Here is a 20,113-nt window from a genome sequence, read left to right on the forward strand (position 1 = left end):
ATTTACTTGCCTCCGCTGCCGGTAGTCGACTCGTAGGATGGCATATTTTCAGGTTTAACGTGCTTAATGCCCTTCATTTTTTCAGCTAGCTCAGGCGGCATGTATTCTTCATCGTGCTTAGCCAGCACTTCCTGCGCTTTAATGTTGCTCGCGCCAGTGAGTACACCCGTTGCTACAATGCCCTGACCTTCGCGGAATAAATCAGGAAGGATACCGGTATAAGTCACGGTAACCGTTGGGCCAGTATCGATAAGGTCAAAGCTGACGGCTAAGCTTTCTTGATCCCTTTTCACACTACCAGGCACTACCATACCGCCTATACGAAGACGCTGGCCAACCTGCGGTTTCTGGCCGTTTTTACCTTCAATGATTTCGCTTGGCGTATAGAAAAGGTCAATACTGTCGTTAAGCGCGTAAAGCATCAGTCCAATTGCACTTACTATTAAAAAACCGATAATTCCCACTACGGCTAGTCGCTGCTTTCGTCTCGGGTTCATGCAACTCTCACTTCGAAAAAACTAATAAACAATAAAAACGCGAATGAATGCTAAGTTCACTTTTCACATTAACACTAGGTGTTGTCTTGCTGTTGCTGTCGCGCTTTTTTAATACGCGCTTTTCGTTCTTTTTCCACCACTACCTGCTTTAAAAGGTCGCGATGTTTACTAAAACTCTGAATAGCGATAATGCCCATTGCTAAGAACGTAACGCCAAACGACAGCCATACATAAAATGCATAGCCTCCCATATTTAAAAAATCGGCAAAGGATTCAAACTGCATCTTAACTGCCCTCTTTTAAACTAGCAGTAGCCGCATCACCAGGTTGTTGATTTAATGCTTTATTCATTGCTAGCGCTTGTACCCAAGGTCGGTGCATTTCTCTAAGCACAATCTCATTACGTAATCGTACAGTGATCACAGCCCCAATAAAAAAAGCGAAGCCCAGCAGGTTAATTAACAACGGCCACAGCATTTCAGGGGCAATTGAAGGGTTGTCGAATTTACTGATAGTCGCCCCTTGATGCAACGTATTCCACCACTCTACCGAGTAGTGAATAATGGGGATATTTACTACACCTACAAGCGCCATTACGCCTGCGGCTTTGCCCGCCTGTTGCTTATCTTCAAACGCACCGTAGAGCGCAATCACGCCCATGTACAAGAAAAGCAGAATAAGCTCGGACGTCAGGCGTGCATCCCACACCCACCAAGCGCCCCACATTGGCTTGCCCCAAGCGGCGCCGGTGAACAAAGCGATAAACGTCATTACTGCGCCGATAGGCGCCATAGCAATCATGCTCATATAAGCGGTGCGCCACTGCCAAACCATACCCACCAAGGCCGCAATCGCCATGGCCACATAGGTGCCCATAGACAAAATGGCGCTAGGTACGTGGATATAGATGATTCTAAATGAATCGCCCTGCTGATAATCTTGAGGCGCAAAGGCCAGCCCCCACACGGTGCCTACGCTTAAACACGCTAGAGCGCCAACCCAAAACCAAGGCTGTAAAGTTAAACAAAGCTGATAGGCTCGCTCTGTTTTTGCGTAGGGATGTAACCACTTCCACATTAGTTTTGACTCACTTTTAAAGAATATGCGATGGCAAACGGTGCCAATGCCGCAGCCAATAAAAGCATGGCGGCAATAATAGCAAGTTGCGCATGATAAGGTAATTGCAGTGCGGCAGAATCCACAGCCGACGTGGCAAATATCAGTAACGGAATAAAGACAGGGATAAGTAGCAGTGCCAACAGCACTCCGCCTTTTTGCAATCCAACGGTAAGCCCTACTGCGATGGCACCAATTAAGGACAGTAATGGCGTGCCCAATAACAAAGTTAAGACAAGGGCGATATACATATCGACCGTTAAATTCAAAAACATGGCTAGTAGCGGAGACAACAGTAATAATGGTACAAAGCTAACCAGCCAGTGGGTAACCACTTTTACCGCACTCACCGCTGGTAATGGCATACCAGATAACATGTACTGCTCTAACGACCCGTCTTGAAAGTCATCGCGAAAAAGCCTTTCCATCGCCATAAGCGATGACAAAATTGCCGCAATCCATATTACCCCTGGCCCAATGCGCTGAAGGGTGTCGGGAGACGGACTAACGCCTAAGGGAAATAAGGTCACCACCATTAGCAAAAACATCAGAGGTTGCACCAATTCCGCTTTTTGCTTGAACGCAATGTGCATGTCGCGTTTAAAAATTCCTTGATAAAGTGACATTAAAAGCGGTACTCCAGGTCAAATACGCGGTGTTCCCCAGCCTGTTCTGACAGTGGTTGATGCGAAGTAGTAATGATGAGACCGCCGCGACCAACGTGCTCTTTCATACTTTTTTCAAGCATGTGAATCCCTTTCACATCAAGCGCTGTAAACGGTTCGTCCAGTATCCACACCTTTGCTGGCTTTAGCCACAGTCTCGATAGTGCAACGCGACGTTGTTGACCGGCCGATAAATACCTTACGGGCACATCTTCAAGTCCAACTAATCCCACTTTCTCTAATACATCAAAAAGCGTGTTAACAGGCACCGATACATTATGTTGAGCTAGCCAGAACGATAGATTGTCTAGGGCAGAGAGACTGCCGTTAGTTCCGCTTTTATGGCCAAGATAAAAAAGGTCTTGGTAATAACCTGTCTTGTCCGCTGAAATGTCCATGCCGTTGTACAATACTGCACCTGAATCAGGCGAACTCAGTCCTGTTAAAATGCGCAGCAAGCTGGTTTTCCCTGCACCGTTAGGACCGCGTAAATACAGCAACTCACCGGGTTCGACAACCAGTGAAAGCCCTTCAAAAAGGGTTCTGTCTCGTTTGCTGCAGGTTAATTCGCGCGCCTCTAACACTACCTGGCTACTCCAACCTTAAAAAGAGGTTCTAAAAAATGGCGCTAGTCTACCACATGAACGCTTTTTCGCAGTCGCGAATTCCAATTAAATATGATTTACTTCAATGACAAAGGTATTTTTCCTAAGAGCCATCCGTCGTGAGTAAGTGTTATCCCTCCGCCTTAAGGATGAATTCTTTTGCTTCATCTTATCAACTGGTCAATAACAAAACTGCCAAACAGAGCTTTGCTATACTTAAATAAGTAAGGAAAAGCGCGACATTGCCGATATCTCAATTATGACAACACCACTATCATCTCTATTGGCAGCCGCTCTAAATCAAACAACTGGCCCGACGTCGCCTGTCTCGGCCGCTTTATCGTCTACAGATGCCGCTACTCAAGGATCTAGTCGAGGAGCAACGCCTGTGATTGCCAACGCTGCGCTTTCGCAGGCTACCGCTTTAGACAATGCGGCGAAAGTGATAGTTGAACGCTTGCCTGAACGAGTGCTTTCGATAACGGTTACACCAAATAATATATCGTCAGCAGCTCAAGTACTTAACGTTGTCTTACCCGCAGAAGTTAGCGCTAAACTCTCCAAACACGCTATTCATAATGCGCAAATTGCTCTTCTGCCCCAAACTTCAGACCAGATTTCAAACCCAGAAACGAAAAGTGTTCAAAATGCTTCTCAAAGTCAGTTAAGCGCTCAATCTGCAATACTCCTTTCTACAAGTTTGTCTCAACAAGGCGCGTCATTGTCTGCGCCTGATAAAGCTGAATTACTGAAAGCTGTGGCACAAGCGCTTGCTGCAAATAACGCCGCCGTTACCCTGAAAGGTCAACTTTCTATTTCTACAAAAAATGAAAGCTTCGGGCAGCTCTTGCTCACTACGGCTAAAAACGAGGTTGTTGCTCTTACAGACATAAACACTGAAAAGCTGGATAGCACGGCGAAAGCAGCGCTTCAAAAGCTGGTCGGCCAGCAGGTCGTTATAGGACTAAGCCGAGCTAGCAACGGTGGAATCGCGCTGCAAATCTCTCAAGGTTTTTCCAATGAAAGCGCCACTCCAAGGGCCAACCACAATAACTTCGCCGTTATAACCCATAAAAACGTAAGTACCAACTTACAGCAACAGCTTATTTCCAGCGCTCTTACGCAAGGTGGCATAGCCGTAGAGCATAACTTGAGCAACCCGCCTCGCCTAAGCGCGCTGTTAGAAAGTTCAGGTACTGACACTAACGCGTTAAAAGTGCTTTCTGCGTTAACCTTAATGGGTAGCAAACTCTCAATTCGCACTGCGCAACAAAGTGCGTTATTACAAATAAGTTTACCGCAGAGCAAGGCCCCTTCCCTTTCAGCTCCAACTTTGAATCTGGAGCAGGTAAATAAACTTAACCTTTCACAATTACCAAAAGTGACGGCGAAAGGGCTCGATGCCGTCACGGGAAATCGCTCGCTCGAAGCCTCTTCATCCATTACAAACCTAAAAGCAGCGGCTCCCACATCGCTTAAAGGAACGGACGTACACAACGCGATTAGTACACTTTCTCGGGTATTACTGAGCCAAACAGGCAGTACCAGCCAAGCATTAAGCCAACTCGTTGCTATTGTTGAGAATGGAAAGTTACCGCCCGGCAGCGGCGCTACTCAAGCACATGGAGCCCAGCATTTCGATAAAATTTTGCAGCTCCTAAAAGGTCTTGATGCACTCAACGCGAAACCTTCGCAAGTTAAAATATCTAATGGAGAGTTTGTCGGCCCGCCTAAGCCTTCCAGTGAACAACTGCTAGCAAAGGCAAAAACTTCTCTGACTGACGGAAAAGATACCATGTCATCCGAGACTATTGGCATGCAAGGAAAAGACAGTGGAAGTAAGCCTTCACTTGTGTCATTTACCTCTCTCGCGCAAGCATTAAGCACACAGGCCAAAGGCTTATCAAATAGCTTACTGAGTAATATCGCTGCGCAACTTGCGGCTACACAAAGTAAAGGCGCAGAGATGTCATCTGTGATTTCAGATAGCCCCACCAGTCTAGCCGGCTCAAAAACAAACGAAAGTGTAGCTGGTGAGAACGTAGGCGCTGTCGGCGAATTAAAAAACGGCGCGAAAAAACTAGCGCCCGATATGAATGAACAAGGATTGTCGCAACGCTTGCAGCAGCTGATATCCACACAGGCGTTAGTTACCACACCAATAAACTTAACCTCTCCCGTAAACGCTTCCAACTTCGTTCAAGGGCTGGTCGCCTTAGTTCAATTAGCACTAGCGGGGCGTGCCATGCAGCGTCAGCCTGGCTTAAAAACGCAAATAGATGCGCCTGACTCTATCGTTTCAAAAACGTTAGCGAATATGGGGGTAACGACTCAACCAAGTCGCGTTAGCCAAGACATGAACCAACTAGACGGCCGACAACAGCTGCTTTCTCAACTTAAGACACTGTTAAGTAGCCACCAGCAAAACAAAATTGCTAATGTGGACAGCCGTATTCAAGGACAAGATAGTTTTTATTACATTTTGCCATCACTTTCACAGCAGCACAGTCCGCCAGAGCTCTTGATAAAACGAGAGCAAGGTGGGCAGAACAACAAGCACGCACCAGCAGGCCAGCGTTCTCTTTGGAATATCACGATGAAACTGGATATTGGTGACAGCGGACAAGTGTTGGCAAAATCAAAAATTGATAAAAGCACCATTACTTTAGACTTATATGCATCCAACGATGAAGTACTTAAGCGTATTGGCGATACCCTACCCTATTTACATAAACGCCTTACTGCCCTCGGCCTGGTTGTTGAAAACACCAGCTACCAGCGAGGCCACATACCGGACACATTAAATTCGCGCCCTCATCAAATTTTTGAAACTAGGGTTTAGGTAAAGCGTTTATGACTGATTCGCAAAAGACAAAACGCGCCATCGGCCTAAAATATGACGGCGGCGATAAGAAAAACGCACCTAAAGTGGTAGCAAAAGGCTACGGAGATTTGGCGGAAGCCATTATAGCCATGGCTGAAGAAACCGGGATATTAATTCATGAAGACCCTTACTTAAGCGAAGTCCTTGCTACCCTTGATGTGGGGCAAGATATCCCTGAATCGCTGTATTATGTGATTGCCGAGTTACTCGCCTATTCTTATGTCCTTCAAGGAAAAATCCCTCCTGGTTGGGAGGGAATTATCAAGCGTATCGACTTTGAAGTGTAGTAAACACAAAACTAAAGCGTATTGAGCCTGCACTTCGAGTATCAATTTTGTCCACCACATAAAAAACCTTGCTGACATAAAGAATAAGCCCGCTTTTAGCGGGCTTGTTACAAGAATGCTAGGTAAGCAGCTTTGTTATCTAAACAGAACCTTTTCTTTGTTAAACCAATGGATACAGAAAAAAATCAATCCGGTTGCAATCACTGCGGTAGACGTAAATATGCCAAAGAGCGCAAAGTAGTCCATGGTACCTTTGAACAGCTCTTTCATCGCTAGGGCAACGTTAGTCAGCGGTACCCAAACCCAGCCACCTTTAAGCTCTACACCCGGCATCATGGCTATAATTACAGGGAAAATAACCACCATAATCAGTGATCCCATATAGCTTTGCGCTTCTTTAAACGAGCGAGCATAAATTGAAAGTGATAGCAGGATAGCGGCGAAAACTGCTACTACCGGCACCAACATTAAGAAGATCAGCAAGAAGTCTACAAGACCAATCATCGACATGATCTTAACCACAAACTCAACGGCCATGCCTTGCGATAACACCAGCCCCCATATAGCCATGGAAGAAACGGTAATAAGCGCAGTAATTATCCCCGCAGTAGCGATAGTAAAGAATTTACCCAGTACCAGCTTATGACGGTCCATCGGCGATATAAGTAGCGTTTCTAATGTACCCCGCTCTTTTTCACCGGCACCTAAGTCAGCCGCTGGGGCCATGGCGCCTTGAAGGCACAAGATGAAGATGAAATATGGCAGCATACCGCCTAAGCGTTCACCCCAAACTTCGCGATCGTCGGCGACATTTTGCTTTTCTATCTTGATTGGCTTTAGCAAGGCCTCTTGCTGAGTTTCATCTAGATTAAGCTGCGCAAAGGCAGTCTGCTGGAAAGCATCGGTATATTCATCAATGATGTCGGATACACGCCCCATCACCTTATTAAGACCAGCATCGTTGAGATAAAGCTCAATCTTATGCTGACCTGAACGCAAAACATCGCTATCAAAGGTTTCGGGAATAACCAAAACAAAATCTAGTGTTTCGTTTTTGATGAGTTTGGCGTAGTCAGTCTCATCGCCAATCGCAACCGATTCGAACTTATCAGATGCGTCATTAAAAGACTGCACAATTGCAGGCGCGTAAGCTTCACCCACTATCGCGTATTTAAGTACTTTGTTTTCCGCTTTATCCGCCGCTGAACTCATGAAAAAGAACGCGACACCAAAAATCGCTGGGAATAACAAAAGCGGCAAACCAATCATGAATATGATGGTTTTCTTATCCCGTAATAGCTCTTTGAATTCTTTTTTAAAGATTAACCACATTGCCCATCTCCGCAGAATCCATTGATAGTGTTTTTAGGAAGCTCTTATGCATTTGCCCGCCAGCCCCGTCATTACCAGACAAAGCGCTAAAGGCAGCTAGCGAGTCGTTAAATACCGTTTCACCTTGGTTAATCACGGTCACCTTGTCACAAAGGGTTTGCACCTCATCAAGATGGTGAGTAGAGAAAATAACCGGGGTACCTTTATCTTTAAGGCGTTGAATAAATTCCATCACGGTACTGGTTGCCATAATATCAAGGCCGGTAGTAGGTTCATCAAGTACCACTAGTTCAGGCTCGTGTATAACAGCGCGAGCAATAGAAACTTTTTGCTTCATCCCTGATGAGAAATTCTCGGCTCGTCTATCAAGGAAGGTTTGCATATCGAGTAAATCAGCTAACTCTTCAATACGCGCGTTAATCACATTTTTTGGAATACCATGCAACTCACCGAAGTAGCTAATATTCTCTCGGCCACTCAAACGACCGTAAAGGCCCGTTGAGCTGGATAAAAAGCCAATTTTTTTACGTGCAATATTAGGGTTAGAAAGCACATCCTCACCACCAATAATAACTTTCCCGCTATCAGGCTTTAGTGCTGTTGAAAGCATGCGAAGTGTGGTTGTTTTGCCTGCTCCATTTGGCCCTAACAGCCCAAGTACTTGGCCTTTTTCGCAAGTAAACGACACATCTCTTACCGATTGGAAATAGCGTCCTTTTAGTCGCGGGTCCTTTTTTTCCTGTTCGCTAAGCTTTTTCGGGTTCTCCACCTCAAAGCGCTTAGCAAGGCCTGATATTTCAATCATTTCCCTTCCCTCTTCTCACGTGTGAACAGTAGCACCGTTCATTATTGCTGTAGGCTTGCTTTGCTGTAGCCGCAAATTATGCCGTTTTAATTGTTTAAAATTGTTTTAGCGTACTTAACCAGCTTAGGCTGCGATAGCCATTGCATCCTAGTAGTCTGTATTTACAAAAATTTATTACAGCATTCCTTGTTTTTATTTGTTGTACAAGTTTCAGCCACACATTAAGTGTTAGTAAATATTTCTTAATATACCCCTTGATGAAGCCATAAAAAAACCCACCTAGCGGTGGGTTCTTAGTATGCAGTTAAGCGTTAATTTTACTCAGGGAGCACATCGTCTTCTTGCTGAGGTATCGCTTCCTCTGCTTTCATTGTTTTAGAAAGCAAAAGTTCTTGGCGGATCTTGGTTTCAATCTCGTTTGCGATCTCAGGGTTCTCTTTCAAGAACTTCATTACGTTCGCTTTACCTTGACCAATGCGGTCGCCCTTGTAGCTATACCAAGCACCCGCTTTATCAACTAGCTTTTGCTTAACACCAAGGTCGATAAGCTCAGCTTCTTTGCTGATACCTTCACCGTAGCGGATCATAAATTCAGCTTGCTTAAACGGAGGTGCAACTTTGTTCTTCACTACCTTAACGCGAGTTTCGTTACCGACTACCTCGTCGCCTTCTTTAACTGCACCAATTCGGCGAATGTCTAGACGAACAGAAGAGTAGAACTTAAGCGCGTTACCACCGGTTGTAGTTTCTGGGTTACCAAACATAACACCAATCTTCATACGAATTTGGTTAATGAAGATACACAGTGTATTTGAACGCTTAATGTTTGCAGTTAGCTTACGCAATGCTTGCGACATTAGACGTGCCTGAAGACCAACGTGAGAATCACCCATGTCACCTTCAATTTCAGCTTTAGGTGTAAGCGCCGCTACCGAGTCAACAATAACAACATCTACCGCACCTGAACGTACTAGCATGTCGCAAATTTCTAGCGCTTGCTCACCAGTATCAGGCTGAGATACCAATAGCTCGTCAATGTTTACGCCTAGTTTCTCAGCGTATACAGGGTCTAGGGCATGTTCAGCATCAACGAAAGCACAGGTTTTACCTTTGCGCTGCGCTTCAGCAATAACTTGAAGTGTTAGCGTGGTTTTACCTGATGATTCTGGTCCGTAGATTTCAACAACACGTCCACATGGCAAACCGCCTATACCTAGAGCGATATCAATGGTAAGTGAGCCAGTAGAAATCGCTTCAATATCCATGGCCTGGTTATCGCCTAAGCGCATGATTGCGCCTTTACCAAATTGCTTTTCAATTTGGCCAACTGCGGCGGTTAAAGCTTTTGATTTGTTATCGTCCACGTATGTATCCTCTAGGATTTGCGGTTAAATTCTGCATTGGTGTTTTCCATGTCTTGTATGAAATTACCAAATAATGATCACATTCTATACTGTACAAGCATACAGTTTCAACCCGTGTTTTTAATTTTCACTCAACATTTTAATTAACTGAGTAATGGCAAAGCTAATAGCGTGTTGACGAACCTCGTCGCGATTGCCGCTAAACACCTGTTTGATTTGCGCTTCGTGCTCCCCACATAAAAAGCCAAACCACACTGTGCCCACCGGTTTTTCTTCGCTGCCACCGCCAGGGCCGGCAATGCCACTAACCGTTACAACAAGTTGCGCACCGCTATTACGGCGCACGCCTTCAGCCATTTCTTTCACCGTTTGCTTCGACACCGCGCCGTACTCTTTTAGCGTCTGCTCTGTTACGCCCAGTATGCTTTGCTTTGCGTCGTTTGAGTACGTCACCCAGGATTGGTTAAACCAATCAGAACTGCCAGCTACGCTGGTAAAAGCAAAAGCGACTCCACCGCCTGTACACGACTCAGCGCTTGATACAGTCCAACCTTTTTCCCTTAGTGCGTCGCCTAACACCTGAACTTGCGCAGATAATGCGCTATCAAGCGTTAAAGGGGTGGCGTTTGCTGTCGAATCAGTTGAAAATGTTGTGCTCATTTGGATATACCTAATTACACCTGTTGTGCTTTATCAGATCTTCGCTTGATCTTAGTGGGCGTGAGTTTATCATTTATTCCCCTCAACAGGCATTAAACCCAGCAACAAATTCGCAGAGGCATTTTTTGGAATCACATACTCCTATGATGCGCCAATACCTGACTATTAAGGCGCAGCATCCGAATATTTTACTGTTTTATCGCATGGGCGACTTTTATGAGTTGTTTTACGACGATGCCAAAAAAGCTGCTGAATTACTGGATATCTCATTAACAGCCAGAGGAAAATCGGGTGGTGAACCTATTCCTATGGCGGGTGTGCCTTATCATGCGGTAGAAAGCTACCTGTCACGCTTAGTGAAAATGGGTGAGTCAGTAGCCATTTGCGAACAGGTTGGAGACCCAGCCACCAGTAAAGGCCCTGTTGAACGCGCGGTACAACGTATTGTTACGCCTGGTACAGTCACTGACGAAGCGCTGTTAGAAGAACGTCGCGACAATATTCTGGCCGCCGTTTGTGGTCACAGTATGCACTATGGTCTGGCAACCCTAGATGTTACAAGCGGGCGTTTCGTTGTGTTTGAATGTGACAGCGATGAAAGCTTACTTGCTGAAATTCAGCGCATTAATCCAGCTGAACTGCTCTATCCTGAAGGATTTGAAAGCTTAGCATTGGTTGAAAACCGCAAAGGACTTAGACGCCGTCCTGAATGGGAATTCGACATTGATACCGCCACAGAGCAATTAAACGCACAGTTTGAAACCAAAACATTAGATGGCTTTGGAATAAAAGGCGTCACTAAAGGCTTAGGCGCAGCGGGCTGCGTTTTACAATATGTAAAGGATACCCAGCGCACTGCTCTGCCTCACATTCGCCGCATTCAAACAGAACAGCAAGACAGTCGCGTACAGCTTGATGCAGCCACCCGCAGGAACCTAGAACTTACTCATAACTTGTCGGGAGGACAGGAAAATACGCTGTTTAGCGTGATGGATACCACCACTACGGCCATGGGTAGCCGCATGTTACAGCGTGTTATTCATTCGCCTTTAACCGACCAGCATGAACTTCACAGCCGCCTAGATGCTGTTGAAACGTTTATTAATGATGACCCTGAAGATATTCGCACCGCGTTAAAACACATTGGTGATATAGAACGTATTATGGCGCGATTAGCCCTTCGTTCAGCCAGGCCTCGAGACTTTGCTCGCCTAAAAAATGCCTTTAATGCGCTGCCTGATTTACAAGATGCCCTAGCTCGATTCGACACAGGGCAAATCAGAAGTATCAGCGAAACCATTGGCACTTACCCTGAGCTTCAAGCCCTGTTAAACGACGCCATTATCGATAACCCGCCAGTGGTAATACGGGATGGCGGCGTGATTGCCGAGGGCTATAACGCCGAACTTGATGAGTTGCGCAAGCTATCACAAGGTGCTACCGACTACTTAGACGCTATGGAACAGCGTGAGCGCGAGCGCACCGGCATTTCTACGCTAAAAGTGGGCTATAACAAAGTTCACGGGTTCTTTATTGAAATTAGCCGGGCGAACAGTGCATTAGCGCCTGCTGAATATATTCGAAGACAAACCCTTAAAAACACTGAACGTTATATAACGCCAGAACTGAAAGAGCACGAAGATAAAGTGCTAAGCAGTCAGGGCGCTGCGCTTGCTCTTGAAAAGCAGCTTTATGAAGCACTGTTCGACAATTTTGCTCCGTACCTTAACAAGTTAATTGAAACAGCCTCTGCGCTTGCTAAGCTTGATGTACTGTGCTGTTTTGCTGAACGTGCCGTGTCACTTGATTGGTATCGACCTCATTTGAGTCAAGAATGTGCGCTTACTTATGATGCCGGCCGCCACCCTGTGGTTGAGAATGTAATGAAAGACCCCTTCATTGCCAACCCGCTACAGCTAGATACCGAGCGCCGCATGCTAATTATTACTGGCCCGAACATGGGCGGTAAATCAACTTACATGCGCCAAACAGCGCTGATTGCGTTACTAGCCTGTATTGGTAGCTTTGTACCTGCTGAAAACGCCCACATAGGAAAGCTTGATCGCATCTTTACCCGTATAGGCGCATCAGATGACTTAGCCTCAGGTCGTTCTACCTTTATGGTTGAGATGACAGAGACGGCGAACATTCTAAATAATGCCACAGAAAACTCGCTGGTATTGATGGATGAAATAGGCCGTGGCACCAGTACCTATGATGGATTGTCTCTGGCGTGGGCATGCGCGAGTTATTTGGCAAAACAGCTAAATGCTTATACGCTTTTTGCCACGCATTATTTCGAACTTACTGAACTTCCAGAAACGCAAAGTGGCGTAGTGAATGTGCACTTAGACGCGATGGAGTTTGAAGATACCATACGCTTCATGCATACCGTGTCAGAAGGCGCGGCGAGCAAAAGCTTTGGTTTACAAGTTGCCCAACTTGCAGGCGTACCTAAGGCGGTAATAAAAGCGGCGCAACAGAAGCTTGCGGTGTTGGAATCATCACACCTTATGACCAGCACGGAAAATGGATCAGAGAACGCCAACGATGAGGCTTTTGTAGTGAAGAGCTCGGTAAAAGGTGGAAATAAGACAAGCGGTTCAGGTAAAGCTACATCAAATACCAAAGGCCAAGCTGAAATGCTGTTCCCTGATAAGCCGCACCCGGTAGTAGAAGCCCTTGAAAACTTGTCACCCGATGAGCTATCACCGCGCCAAGCGCTAGACCTTATCTACACACTTAAGCGCCTGAGCCAGTCTTAAAGCAAGCTTAGGCGCGTATAAATTGCGCATCATGTGGGCAAATTGATTGTCTGCCCACATGAATTTGCGTATACTATCGCCCCGTCCAAAGTGTAGCTGGTTTTGTTCTAAACTCAGCCTATATTTACCATACAACCCAAACGTTCTAGGTTTCGCATGACAAATTATATTTTCGTCACCGGTGGTGTAGTTTCATCGCTAGGTAAAGGTATTGCTGCAGCATCGTTGGCCGCAATTCTGGAAGCTCGCGGTCTCACCGTAACCATGTTAAAACTCGACCCTTACATCAATGTCGACCCGGGCACTATGAGCCCTATCCAGCATGGTGAAGTATTTGTTACCGATGACGGCGCTGAGACCGACCTTGATCTTGGTCACTATGAGCGTTTTATTCGCACCCGCATGACCAAGCGCAACAACTTCACTACCGGCCGTGTATATGAAGAAGTGTTAAAGCGCGAGCGTCGCGGTGATTACCTTGGTGCAACTATTCAGGTTATCCCTCATATCACCAATGAAATTAAGCGCCGCGTAATTGAAGGTGCTGAAGGTCACGATGTAGCTATTGTTGAAGTGGGCGGAACCGTTGGTGATATCGAGTCACAACCTTTCTTAGAAGCTATTCGTCAGCTAGGTACCGAAGTAGGCCGTGAACGCGCAATGTTCATGCACTTAACGCTAGTACCTTATATGCCAGCATCAGGCGAAGTAAAAACTAAGCCTACGCAGCACTCGGTAAAAGAGCTTCGCTCGATTGGTATTCAGCCAGACATCTTAGTATGTCGCTCAGTGGGTGCGTTGCCCGCCAGCGAGCGTTCTAAAATTGCACTTTTCACTAATGTTGCTGACAAAGCCGTTATTTCACTGAAAGATGTAGACAGTATCTACCGCATTCCAGCGGCACTTAAAGCACAAGGTATGGATCAGCTAGTAGTAGACCGTTTTGGCCTTGACTGCAAAGAAGCAGATCTATCTGAATGGGAACAAGTGCTGTATGCAGAGTCTAACCCAACAGCCGAAGTAAACATCGGTATGGTTGGTAAATACGTTGAGTTACCAGACGCCTATAAGTCAGTTAACGAAGCGCTGAAGCACGCAGGCCTAAAAAACCGTCTGACTGTGAACATCCACTATGTAGATTCACAAGATGTAGAAAGCAAAGGTACTCAGATTTTAGAAAAACTGGATGCCATTCTAGTACCGGGTGGCTTTGGTGAACGCGGCATTGAAGGCAAAATTGCCGCTGCACGTTATGCGCGCGAAAACAAAGTACCTTACCTTGGTATTTGCCTGGGTATGCAGGTAGCACTTATCGAGTACGCGCGCAATGTTGCGGGTATGGAAAACGCGAACAGCACAGAGTTCGACTCTGAAACCCCTTACCCTGTAGTCGGCCTTATCACTGAGTGGTTAGATGCTGCAGGAACAACTGAAACTCGCACAGAAAACTCAGATCTTGGCGGTACCATGCGTCTAGGTAGTCAGCTATGTCACCTTATTGAAGGCACCAAAGTACACGAAATGTATGGCAGTGCTGAAATTTACGAACGTCACCGCCATCGTTACGAAGTCAATAACAATTTGCGTGACCAAATTGAAGCTGCAGGTTTAAAAGTAAGTGGTTTGTCCACTGATAAGCGACTTGTAGAAGTTGTCGAAATCCCTGATCATCCATGGTTCATTGCGGGCCAATTCCACCCTGAGTTCACTTCAACCCCTCGGGATGGACACCCATTATTTACTGGTTTTGTAGCTGCGGCTGGCAAATACCAGAAAGAAAATCACTAATTTCTAATAAAGGGGCGCTCTCTCCCGTTGTGCCCCAATCAATTGTTGAGGAAAAAACATGGCGAAAATTAGTCGCATTATCGGACGCGAGATTTTAGATTCACGCGGAAACCCTACCGTAGAAGCAGATGTATACCTAGAATCAGGCGTAATGGGCCGAGCTGCAGCACCATCTGGTGCCTCTACTGGTAGCCGCGAAGCACTAGAGCTACGCGACGGCGACAAGTCTCGTTACCTAGGTAAAGGTGTAACAAAGGCAGTTGCAGCAGTTAACGATACTATCGCGCCTGCACTTATCGGCAAAGACGCACTAGCGCAAGCTGATATCGACGGCATCATGATTGACCTTGATGGCACAGAAAACAAAGAAACCCTTGGTGCGAACGCAATCCTAGCGGTTTCACTTGCAGTAGCGAAAGCAGCGGCAGCAGAGAAAGGCGTAGCACTTTACGAGCACATTGCAGACCTAAACGGTACATCTGGTCAATTCTCTATGCCAGTACCAATGATGAACATCATCAACGGTGGTGAGCACGCTGATAACAACGTAGACATTCAAGAGTTCATGGTACAGCCAGTTGGCGCGAAGAGCTTTAAAGAAGCACTACGTATGGGTGCTGAAATCTTCCACGCTCTTAAGAAAGTACTGTCTGCTAAAGGTCTTAACACAGCAGTTGGTGACGAAGGTGGTTTTGCCCCTAACCTTAGCTCAAACGCTGAAGCGCTTGCAGTAATCGTAGAAGCCGTTGAAAACGCTGGCTACAAAATGAATGAAGACATCACCCTTGCATTAGACTGCGCGGCGTCTGAATTCTATAAAGAAGGCAAATATGTACTATCTGGTGAAGATAAGAGCTTCGATTCAGAAGCGTTTGGCGACTACCTTGCTGACCTTTCTTCACAATACCCAATTGTATCTATTGAAGACGGCCTGGACGAAAGCGACTGGGACGGCTGGGCAAGCCTAACTAAGAAGATTGGCGACAAAGTACAGCTAGTTGGTGACGACTTGTTTGTAACTAACACTAAAATTCTTAAGCGCGGTATTGATAACGGTATTGGTAACTCAATCCTTATCAAGTTCAACCAAATCGGTTCACTAACTGAAACCCTTAACGCTATTAAGATGGCGAAAGATGCGGGCTTCACAGCGGTTATCTCTCACCGTTCAGGTGAAACTGAAGACGCCACTATTGCTGACCTTGCAGTAGGTACAGCAGCGGGCCAAATCAAGACGGGTTCACTATGCCGTTCTGACCGCGTTGCTAAGTACAACCAATTACTTCGTATTGAAGAAGCACTAGGTGACGCTGCAACTTACAAAGGCCGTAGCGAAATCAAAGGTCAATAATTGACGCCTGAGATTATGATGAAAAGCCGCTTTCTATAGCGGCTTTTTTTGTGTCTATTTTTTCGCATTGTTTAATGAAACCGTGTAGCAACAAGCGCTTAATCTTGCTAGGGTTAAATAACTTTAGACAGGTATTTGATAATCCCGATGGCTTCAGGCGACAAACTTTCCCACTCTATACCCAACTCCCAAGTTGGCTTTTTCAGTGAAGCTGGTGAACTTGGCGGAAGCCACCCTCAATTCAATGAAATATGTACTGCTCTGTATGAAAGAGAAATCGTTTCTCTAGCTCATAGCGAGATAAAAAACCTATCGCTGCTTAAGCGTCGAATGGGCGGGCTTCCCTATCATGTGAAAGCTATTGCTCGGTATATGATTAGTGATGGCATCGCAAACAATCCATCCCCGCTAAAAACAGACACACATAATGGAAGTTGGTATGCCAAGCAATCTGCAAAGTGCCCCGGCATTAATCATTTAGACGATGTAGAGAAGCGAGAAGCGTGGTATATGAAAAACGCTAGGTATGGTCTTGTTGTACCTGTTTTAATTTTAAATATGGAAGGTTCTCACATTGAGCTTGATTCCATTGATATGGTAAACCAAGACAATACCCAGCTCCATCTGAACAAAAATGGATGGTTTGCCAATACAGGGGAGTGCATTTCTTCAACTCCACTACGCGATGAAATGGAAGCGGCCACGGCACTTTCAGTTCAAAACAAAATACTGCTACGGCCTTCAAAGGCGATAATGACCGCTGCATGCTGTGGCCACACATGGAGCTTTAAATCCAAGCGTTCACCACGTGCCTTATCCCTTCGCGAAATGCGCTTATCGACTCAAATCAACTGGAAGAACTTTACGCTGCTTAATAGGTAACAAAGCCCCGAAAAGAATAAAAAACCAGTATATCCGCATAAAAAACCACAATCTCTTTTGCACTTCCACAGCCAAATTTAGTACAAACATCCTAACCAACATCATCTATAGTAAATTAACCCCCTCACAAATGACTGCAGCTACTGTCACGTTGCTATCAGACTAAGATCGTTAGGACACATATCCTAAATAATTAAAAGAAAGTATTTATACACGAAAAATATACTCATTATTGTAAACAATGGTTGACCTCTTCATGCCACATGGGTACATTGTCGCTATCAACTTGGTCAGCAAAGAAACAACAAATGCGTATTCGTTTCCTTCTTCTATCTCTACTCCTTATGGCAGCCAGACTGCACGGGTAGATTGCGACCAGCGATTTAATTTCACAAAAACCCGTGCCAAGCACGGGTTTTTTTTTAACTATTCAACTGAGAGAGCGTCATGACAAATCAAGTGAAGATCTTTGATACCACATTGCGAGACGGCGAGCAGGCCTTACCTGCAAGCCTAAGTGCCAAAGAGAAATTGCAGATCGCGCTAGCGCTCGAACGGTTAGGCGTTGACATCATTGAGGCAGGCTTTCCCGTATCGTCACCCGGCGATTTTCGCTCTGTACAAATGATTGCCAAAGAAGTTAAGAACTCGATTGTTTGTGGCCTATCTCGCGCATTGCCGGGTGATATTGATACATGCGGACAAGCATTAAGCGTTGCCGAGCAGTTCCGAATTCACACGTTCATCGCAACGTCGGAAATTCACGTAGGTGCCAAGCTACGTAAATCACAAGATGAAATTGTTGATATGGCAGTGGCTGCAGTGAAACATGCTCGTAAGTACACTGACGACGTTGAGTTTTCGTGCGAAGACGCCGGTCGTACTCACATCGACTATCTATGCCGCATGGTAGAAGCTGCAATTAATGCAGGTGCAACTACCGTTAATATCCCAGATACAGTGGGCTACACTACACCCACAGAGTTCGGCGGTATTATCCAGCAATTATTCAATCGCGTTCCCAACATCGACAAAGCGACAATCTCCGTTCACTGTCACAACGACTTGGGTTTAGCGGTAGCAAATTCATTGGCAGCCGTTGAGCAAGGCGCCAGACAGGTAGAATGTACGATTAACGGTATTGGCGAGCGTGCCGGTAATGCATCGCTTGAAGAAATTGCGATGATCTTACAAACCCGTAAGAACATGCTAGGTTTTGACACAAACATTAATTCTACTGAGATTTCACGTACATCGAAGCTGGTCAGTCAGCTTTGTAATATGCCTGTTCAAGCCAACAAAGCCATTGTTGGCGCTAATGCGTTTAGTCACTCATCAGGTATTCACCAAGACGGTGTCTTAAAAGCGCAAAATACCTATGAAATTATGACCCCAGAAAGTGTGGGCATTAATAAGAACAACCTAAACTTAACGTCACGCTCTGGCCGTCATGTGATTAAACATCGCTTAACCGAACTTGGCTATAAAACCGAAGACTATGACTTAGAAGCGGTGTATGACGCATTCTTAAAGTTAGCGGATAAAAAAGGCCAAGTATACGATTACGACCTTGAAGCCTTGTTGTTCTTCGATAAGCAAAAGCACGACCAAGCACACTTCCAGTTGCTTTATCTTCAAGCTAATTCAGGGCGTGAAATCATTCCAAGTGCTACCGTTAAAATGAAAGTGGGCACTGAAGAAATTACCCAGTCTAGCATTGGAAACGGCCCGGTAGATGCGGCTTATAAGGCCATTATGTCTATACTAGGTCACGAAGATTTAGAAGTTGTCGACTTTAAACTAGATTCAAAAGGTGAAGGTGCCGACGCTTTGGCACAAGTGAGCGTTATCGCTACATATAAAGGCCGTCGTTTCCATGGAATCGGCTTGGCTACAGATATTGTGGAAGCCGGCGTTAAAGCCCTTATCTTTGTATTAAACAACACATATTTGGCCGATCAAATTGATCAGCAAAAAAATCAACAAGAACGCGTTGCAGGAGTATAAATGAGCCAGTATTCAATTGCCGTATTAGCCGGAGACGGTATCGGCCCAGAAGTTATGCAGGAAGCCAATAAGGTTTTAGATGCTGTTGAAAAGAAGTTTAACGTCACCCTGAACCGCACTGCATATCCTGTGGGTGGCTACGCCATTGATACTGAAGGCGAAGCGCTACCCTCAAAAACGCTATTGGGCTGTGAGCAAGCCGATGCAATTTTGTTTGGCAGTATCGGTGGCCCTAAGTGGGACACCTTGCCGTTAGAACAACGTCCAGAACGTGCCGCACTGCTTACCCTTCGCAGCCATTTCGACCTGTTTAGCAACCTGCGCCCAGCTCGCATTTACCCGGGCCTTGAAAGCCTGTCTCCTCTTCGTGAAGACATCGCCAAATCTGGCGTAGACGTTTTAGTTGTGCGTGAGCTAACCAGCGGTATTTACTTTGGTCAGCCTAAGGGCCGAGAAGGTGAAGGCGAAGAAGAGTTCGCGTATGACACCATGCGCTATAGCAAACGTGAAATTCGCCGTATTGCTATTGCGGCATTTGAAGCAGCACAGAAGCGTCGCGGCAAAGTGACGTCGGTGGACAAAGCCAACGTACTGGTAACCAGCCGCTTATGGCGTGAAATTGCTGAAGAAGTCGCAAAAGACTATCCAGATGTAGAGCTTGACCATATCTACATCGACAATGCCACTATGCAAATAATGAAGAATCCGGCGCAGTTCGATGTGATGCTGTGTTCAAATCTTTTTGGCGATATCGTTTCTGATGAATGTGCGATGATGACGGGCTCTATGGGCTTGTTGCCATCGGCAAGTATGAACGAAGAAGGCTTTGGCCTTTATGAGCCTGCAGGCGGTTCGGCTCCAGATATTGCAGGCCAAGGCATTGCTAACCCTATCGCACAAATTTTATCAGCCGCCATGATGCTGCGTTTCAGCATGAACTTGAATGATGCTGCCGACGCAATTGAAAAGGCAGTAGTGGCAACGCTAGAAGCAGGTGTACTTACGGGCGAGTTATTACCTGCAGATAAACGCAGCCAAGCGGCAAGCACGTCGCAAGTAGGCGATGAAATCGTTAAACAATTAATGGCGCAGGAGTAAAACAACC

Annotated in this window: 17 protein-coding genes; 8 read left to right on the top strand and 9 right to left on the bottom strand. The window is 45.9% G+C overall.

Translation table 11 applies throughout. The features are described 5' to 3' along the window. Positions 1-2: 2 nt before the first annotated feature. The 5 genes from ccmE to ccmA form a co-directional block, all read right to left on the bottom strand. Positions 3-497 (bottom strand): cytochrome c maturation protein CcmE, encoded by a 495-nt coding sequence (gene ccmE / locus RJ41_RS17105; RefSeq protein ID WP_039223316.1) that lies wholly within the window; start codon positions 495-497, stop codon positions 3-5. A 74-nt stretch (positions 498-571) separates the two neighbouring features. Beyond that, positions 572-781 carry a heme exporter protein CcmD gene (gene ccmD, locus RJ41_RS17110; protein WP_014975830.1) on the bottom strand — a complete coding sequence of 70 codons (210 nt, stop codon included), beginning with the start codon at positions 779-781 and terminating at the stop codon, positions 572-574. A 1-nt stretch (position 782) separates the two neighbouring features. After that, positions 783-1,574 (bottom strand): heme ABC transporter permease, encoded by a 792-nt coding sequence (locus RJ41_RS17115; RefSeq protein ID WP_039223318.1) that lies wholly within the window; start codon positions 1,572-1,574, stop codon positions 783-785. Then, positions 1,574-2,239: a heme exporter protein CcmB gene (gene ccmB, locus RJ41_RS17120; RefSeq protein WP_039223319.1), complete on the bottom strand. Its 666-nt coding sequence runs from the start codon at positions 2,237-2,239 to the stop codon at positions 1,574-1,576. The genes RJ41_RS17115 and ccmB overlap by 1 nt, the downstream gene beginning before the upstream one ends. Then, positions 2,239-2,862 (bottom strand): cytochrome c biogenesis heme-transporting ATPase CcmA, encoded by a 624-nt coding sequence (ccmA, locus tag RJ41_RS17125; RefSeq protein ID WP_039223320.1) that lies wholly within the window; start codon positions 2,860-2,862, stop codon positions 2,239-2,241. Before ccmA ends, ccmB begins: the two co-directional genes overlap by 1 nt. 280 nt (positions 2,863-3,142) lie before the next feature. Here ccmA and RJ41_RS17130 point away from each other — a divergent pair, with 280 nt between their 5' ends. Both RJ41_RS17130 and RJ41_RS17135 read left to right on the top strand, forming a co-directional pair. Then, a complete protein-coding gene (locus RJ41_RS17130; protein WP_205622719.1) occupies positions 3,143-5,725 on the top strand; it encodes a flagellar hook-length control protein FliK in 2,583 nt (860 codons plus the stop codon). An 11-nt stretch (positions 5,726-5,736) separates the two neighbouring features. After that, positions 5,737-6,054, top strand: coding sequence for an EscU/YscU/HrcU family type III secretion system export apparatus switch protein (locus RJ41_RS17135; protein WP_014948509.1), 318 nt, complete (start codon positions 5,737-5,739; stop codon positions 6,052-6,054). 135 nt (positions 6,055-6,189) lie between these two features. On the opposite strand, the gene RJ41_RS17140 is transcribed toward RJ41_RS17135, so the two are convergent. The 4 genes from RJ41_RS17140 to RJ41_RS17155 form a co-directional block, all read right to left on the bottom strand. Further along, positions 6,190-7,386: an ABC transporter permease gene (locus tag RJ41_RS17140; RefSeq protein ID WP_014997519.1), complete on the bottom strand. Its 1,197-nt coding sequence runs from the start codon at positions 7,384-7,386 to the stop codon at positions 6,190-6,192. After that, positions 7,370-8,191, bottom strand: a complete 822-nt coding sequence (locus tag RJ41_RS17145; RefSeq protein WP_039223322.1) for an ABC transporter ATP-binding protein — start codon at positions 8,189-8,191, stop codon at positions 7,370-7,372. The genes RJ41_RS17140 and RJ41_RS17145 overlap by 17 nt, the downstream gene beginning before the upstream one ends. 317 nt (positions 8,192-8,508) lie before the next feature. Beyond that, on the bottom strand, positions 8,509-9,555 hold the full coding sequence (gene recA / locus RJ41_RS17150; protein ID WP_039223325.1) for a recombinase RecA: 1,047 nt from the start codon (positions 9,553-9,555) through the stop codon (positions 8,509-8,511). A 120-nt stretch (positions 9,556-9,675) separates the two neighbouring features. Continuing rightward, positions 9,676-10,215 carry a CinA family protein gene (locus tag RJ41_RS17155; protein ID WP_039223327.1) on the bottom strand — a complete coding sequence of 180 codons (540 nt, stop codon included), beginning with the start codon at positions 10,213-10,215 and terminating at the stop codon, positions 9,676-9,678. Positions 10,216-10,358: 143 nt separating this feature from the next. On the opposite strand from RJ41_RS17155, the gene mutS reads away from it, so the two are divergent. The 6 genes from mutS to leuB all read left to right on the top strand — a co-directional run bounded on the left by mutS (position 10,359) and on the right by leuB (position 20,106). Continuing rightward, positions 10,359-12,980: a DNA mismatch repair protein MutS gene (mutS, locus tag RJ41_RS17160; protein ID WP_039223329.1), complete on the top strand. Its 2,622-nt coding sequence runs from the start codon at positions 10,359-10,361 to the stop codon at positions 12,978-12,980. A 156-nt stretch (positions 12,981-13,136) separates the two neighbouring features. Next, on the top strand, positions 13,137-14,768 hold the full coding sequence (locus RJ41_RS17165) for a CTP synthase (protein ID WP_014975824.1): 1,632 nt from the start codon (positions 13,137-13,139) through the stop codon (positions 14,766-14,768). Between the two features lie 58 nt (positions 14,769-14,826). Continuing rightward, on the top strand, positions 14,827-16,119 hold the full coding sequence (gene eno, locus RJ41_RS17170; protein WP_014948502.1) for a phosphopyruvate hydratase: 1,293 nt from the start codon (positions 14,827-14,829) through the stop codon (positions 16,117-16,119). Positions 16,120-16,266: 147 nt separating this feature from the next. Next, positions 16,267-17,001 (top strand): hypothetical protein, encoded by a 735-nt coding sequence (locus RJ41_RS17175; protein WP_039223335.1) that lies wholly within the window; start codon positions 16,267-16,269, stop codon positions 16,999-17,001. Between the two features lie 447 nt (positions 17,002-17,448). After that, positions 17,449-19,008 carry a 2-isopropylmalate synthase gene (gene leuA, locus RJ41_RS17180; RefSeq protein WP_039223338.1) on the top strand — a complete coding sequence of 520 codons (1,560 nt, stop codon included), beginning with the start codon at positions 17,449-17,451 and terminating at the stop codon, positions 19,006-19,008. Further along, positions 19,009-20,106: a 3-isopropylmalate dehydrogenase gene (gene leuB / locus RJ41_RS17185; protein ID WP_039223340.1), complete on the top strand. Its 1,098-nt coding sequence runs from the start codon at positions 19,009-19,011 to the stop codon at positions 20,104-20,106. Positions 20,107-20,113 lie beyond the last annotated feature (7 nt).

Origin of the sequence: Alteromonas marina, assembly GCF_000808575.1 — a bacterium.
GTDB lineage: Bacteria > Pseudomonadota > Gammaproteobacteria > Enterobacterales > Alteromonadaceae > Alteromonas > Alteromonas marina_A.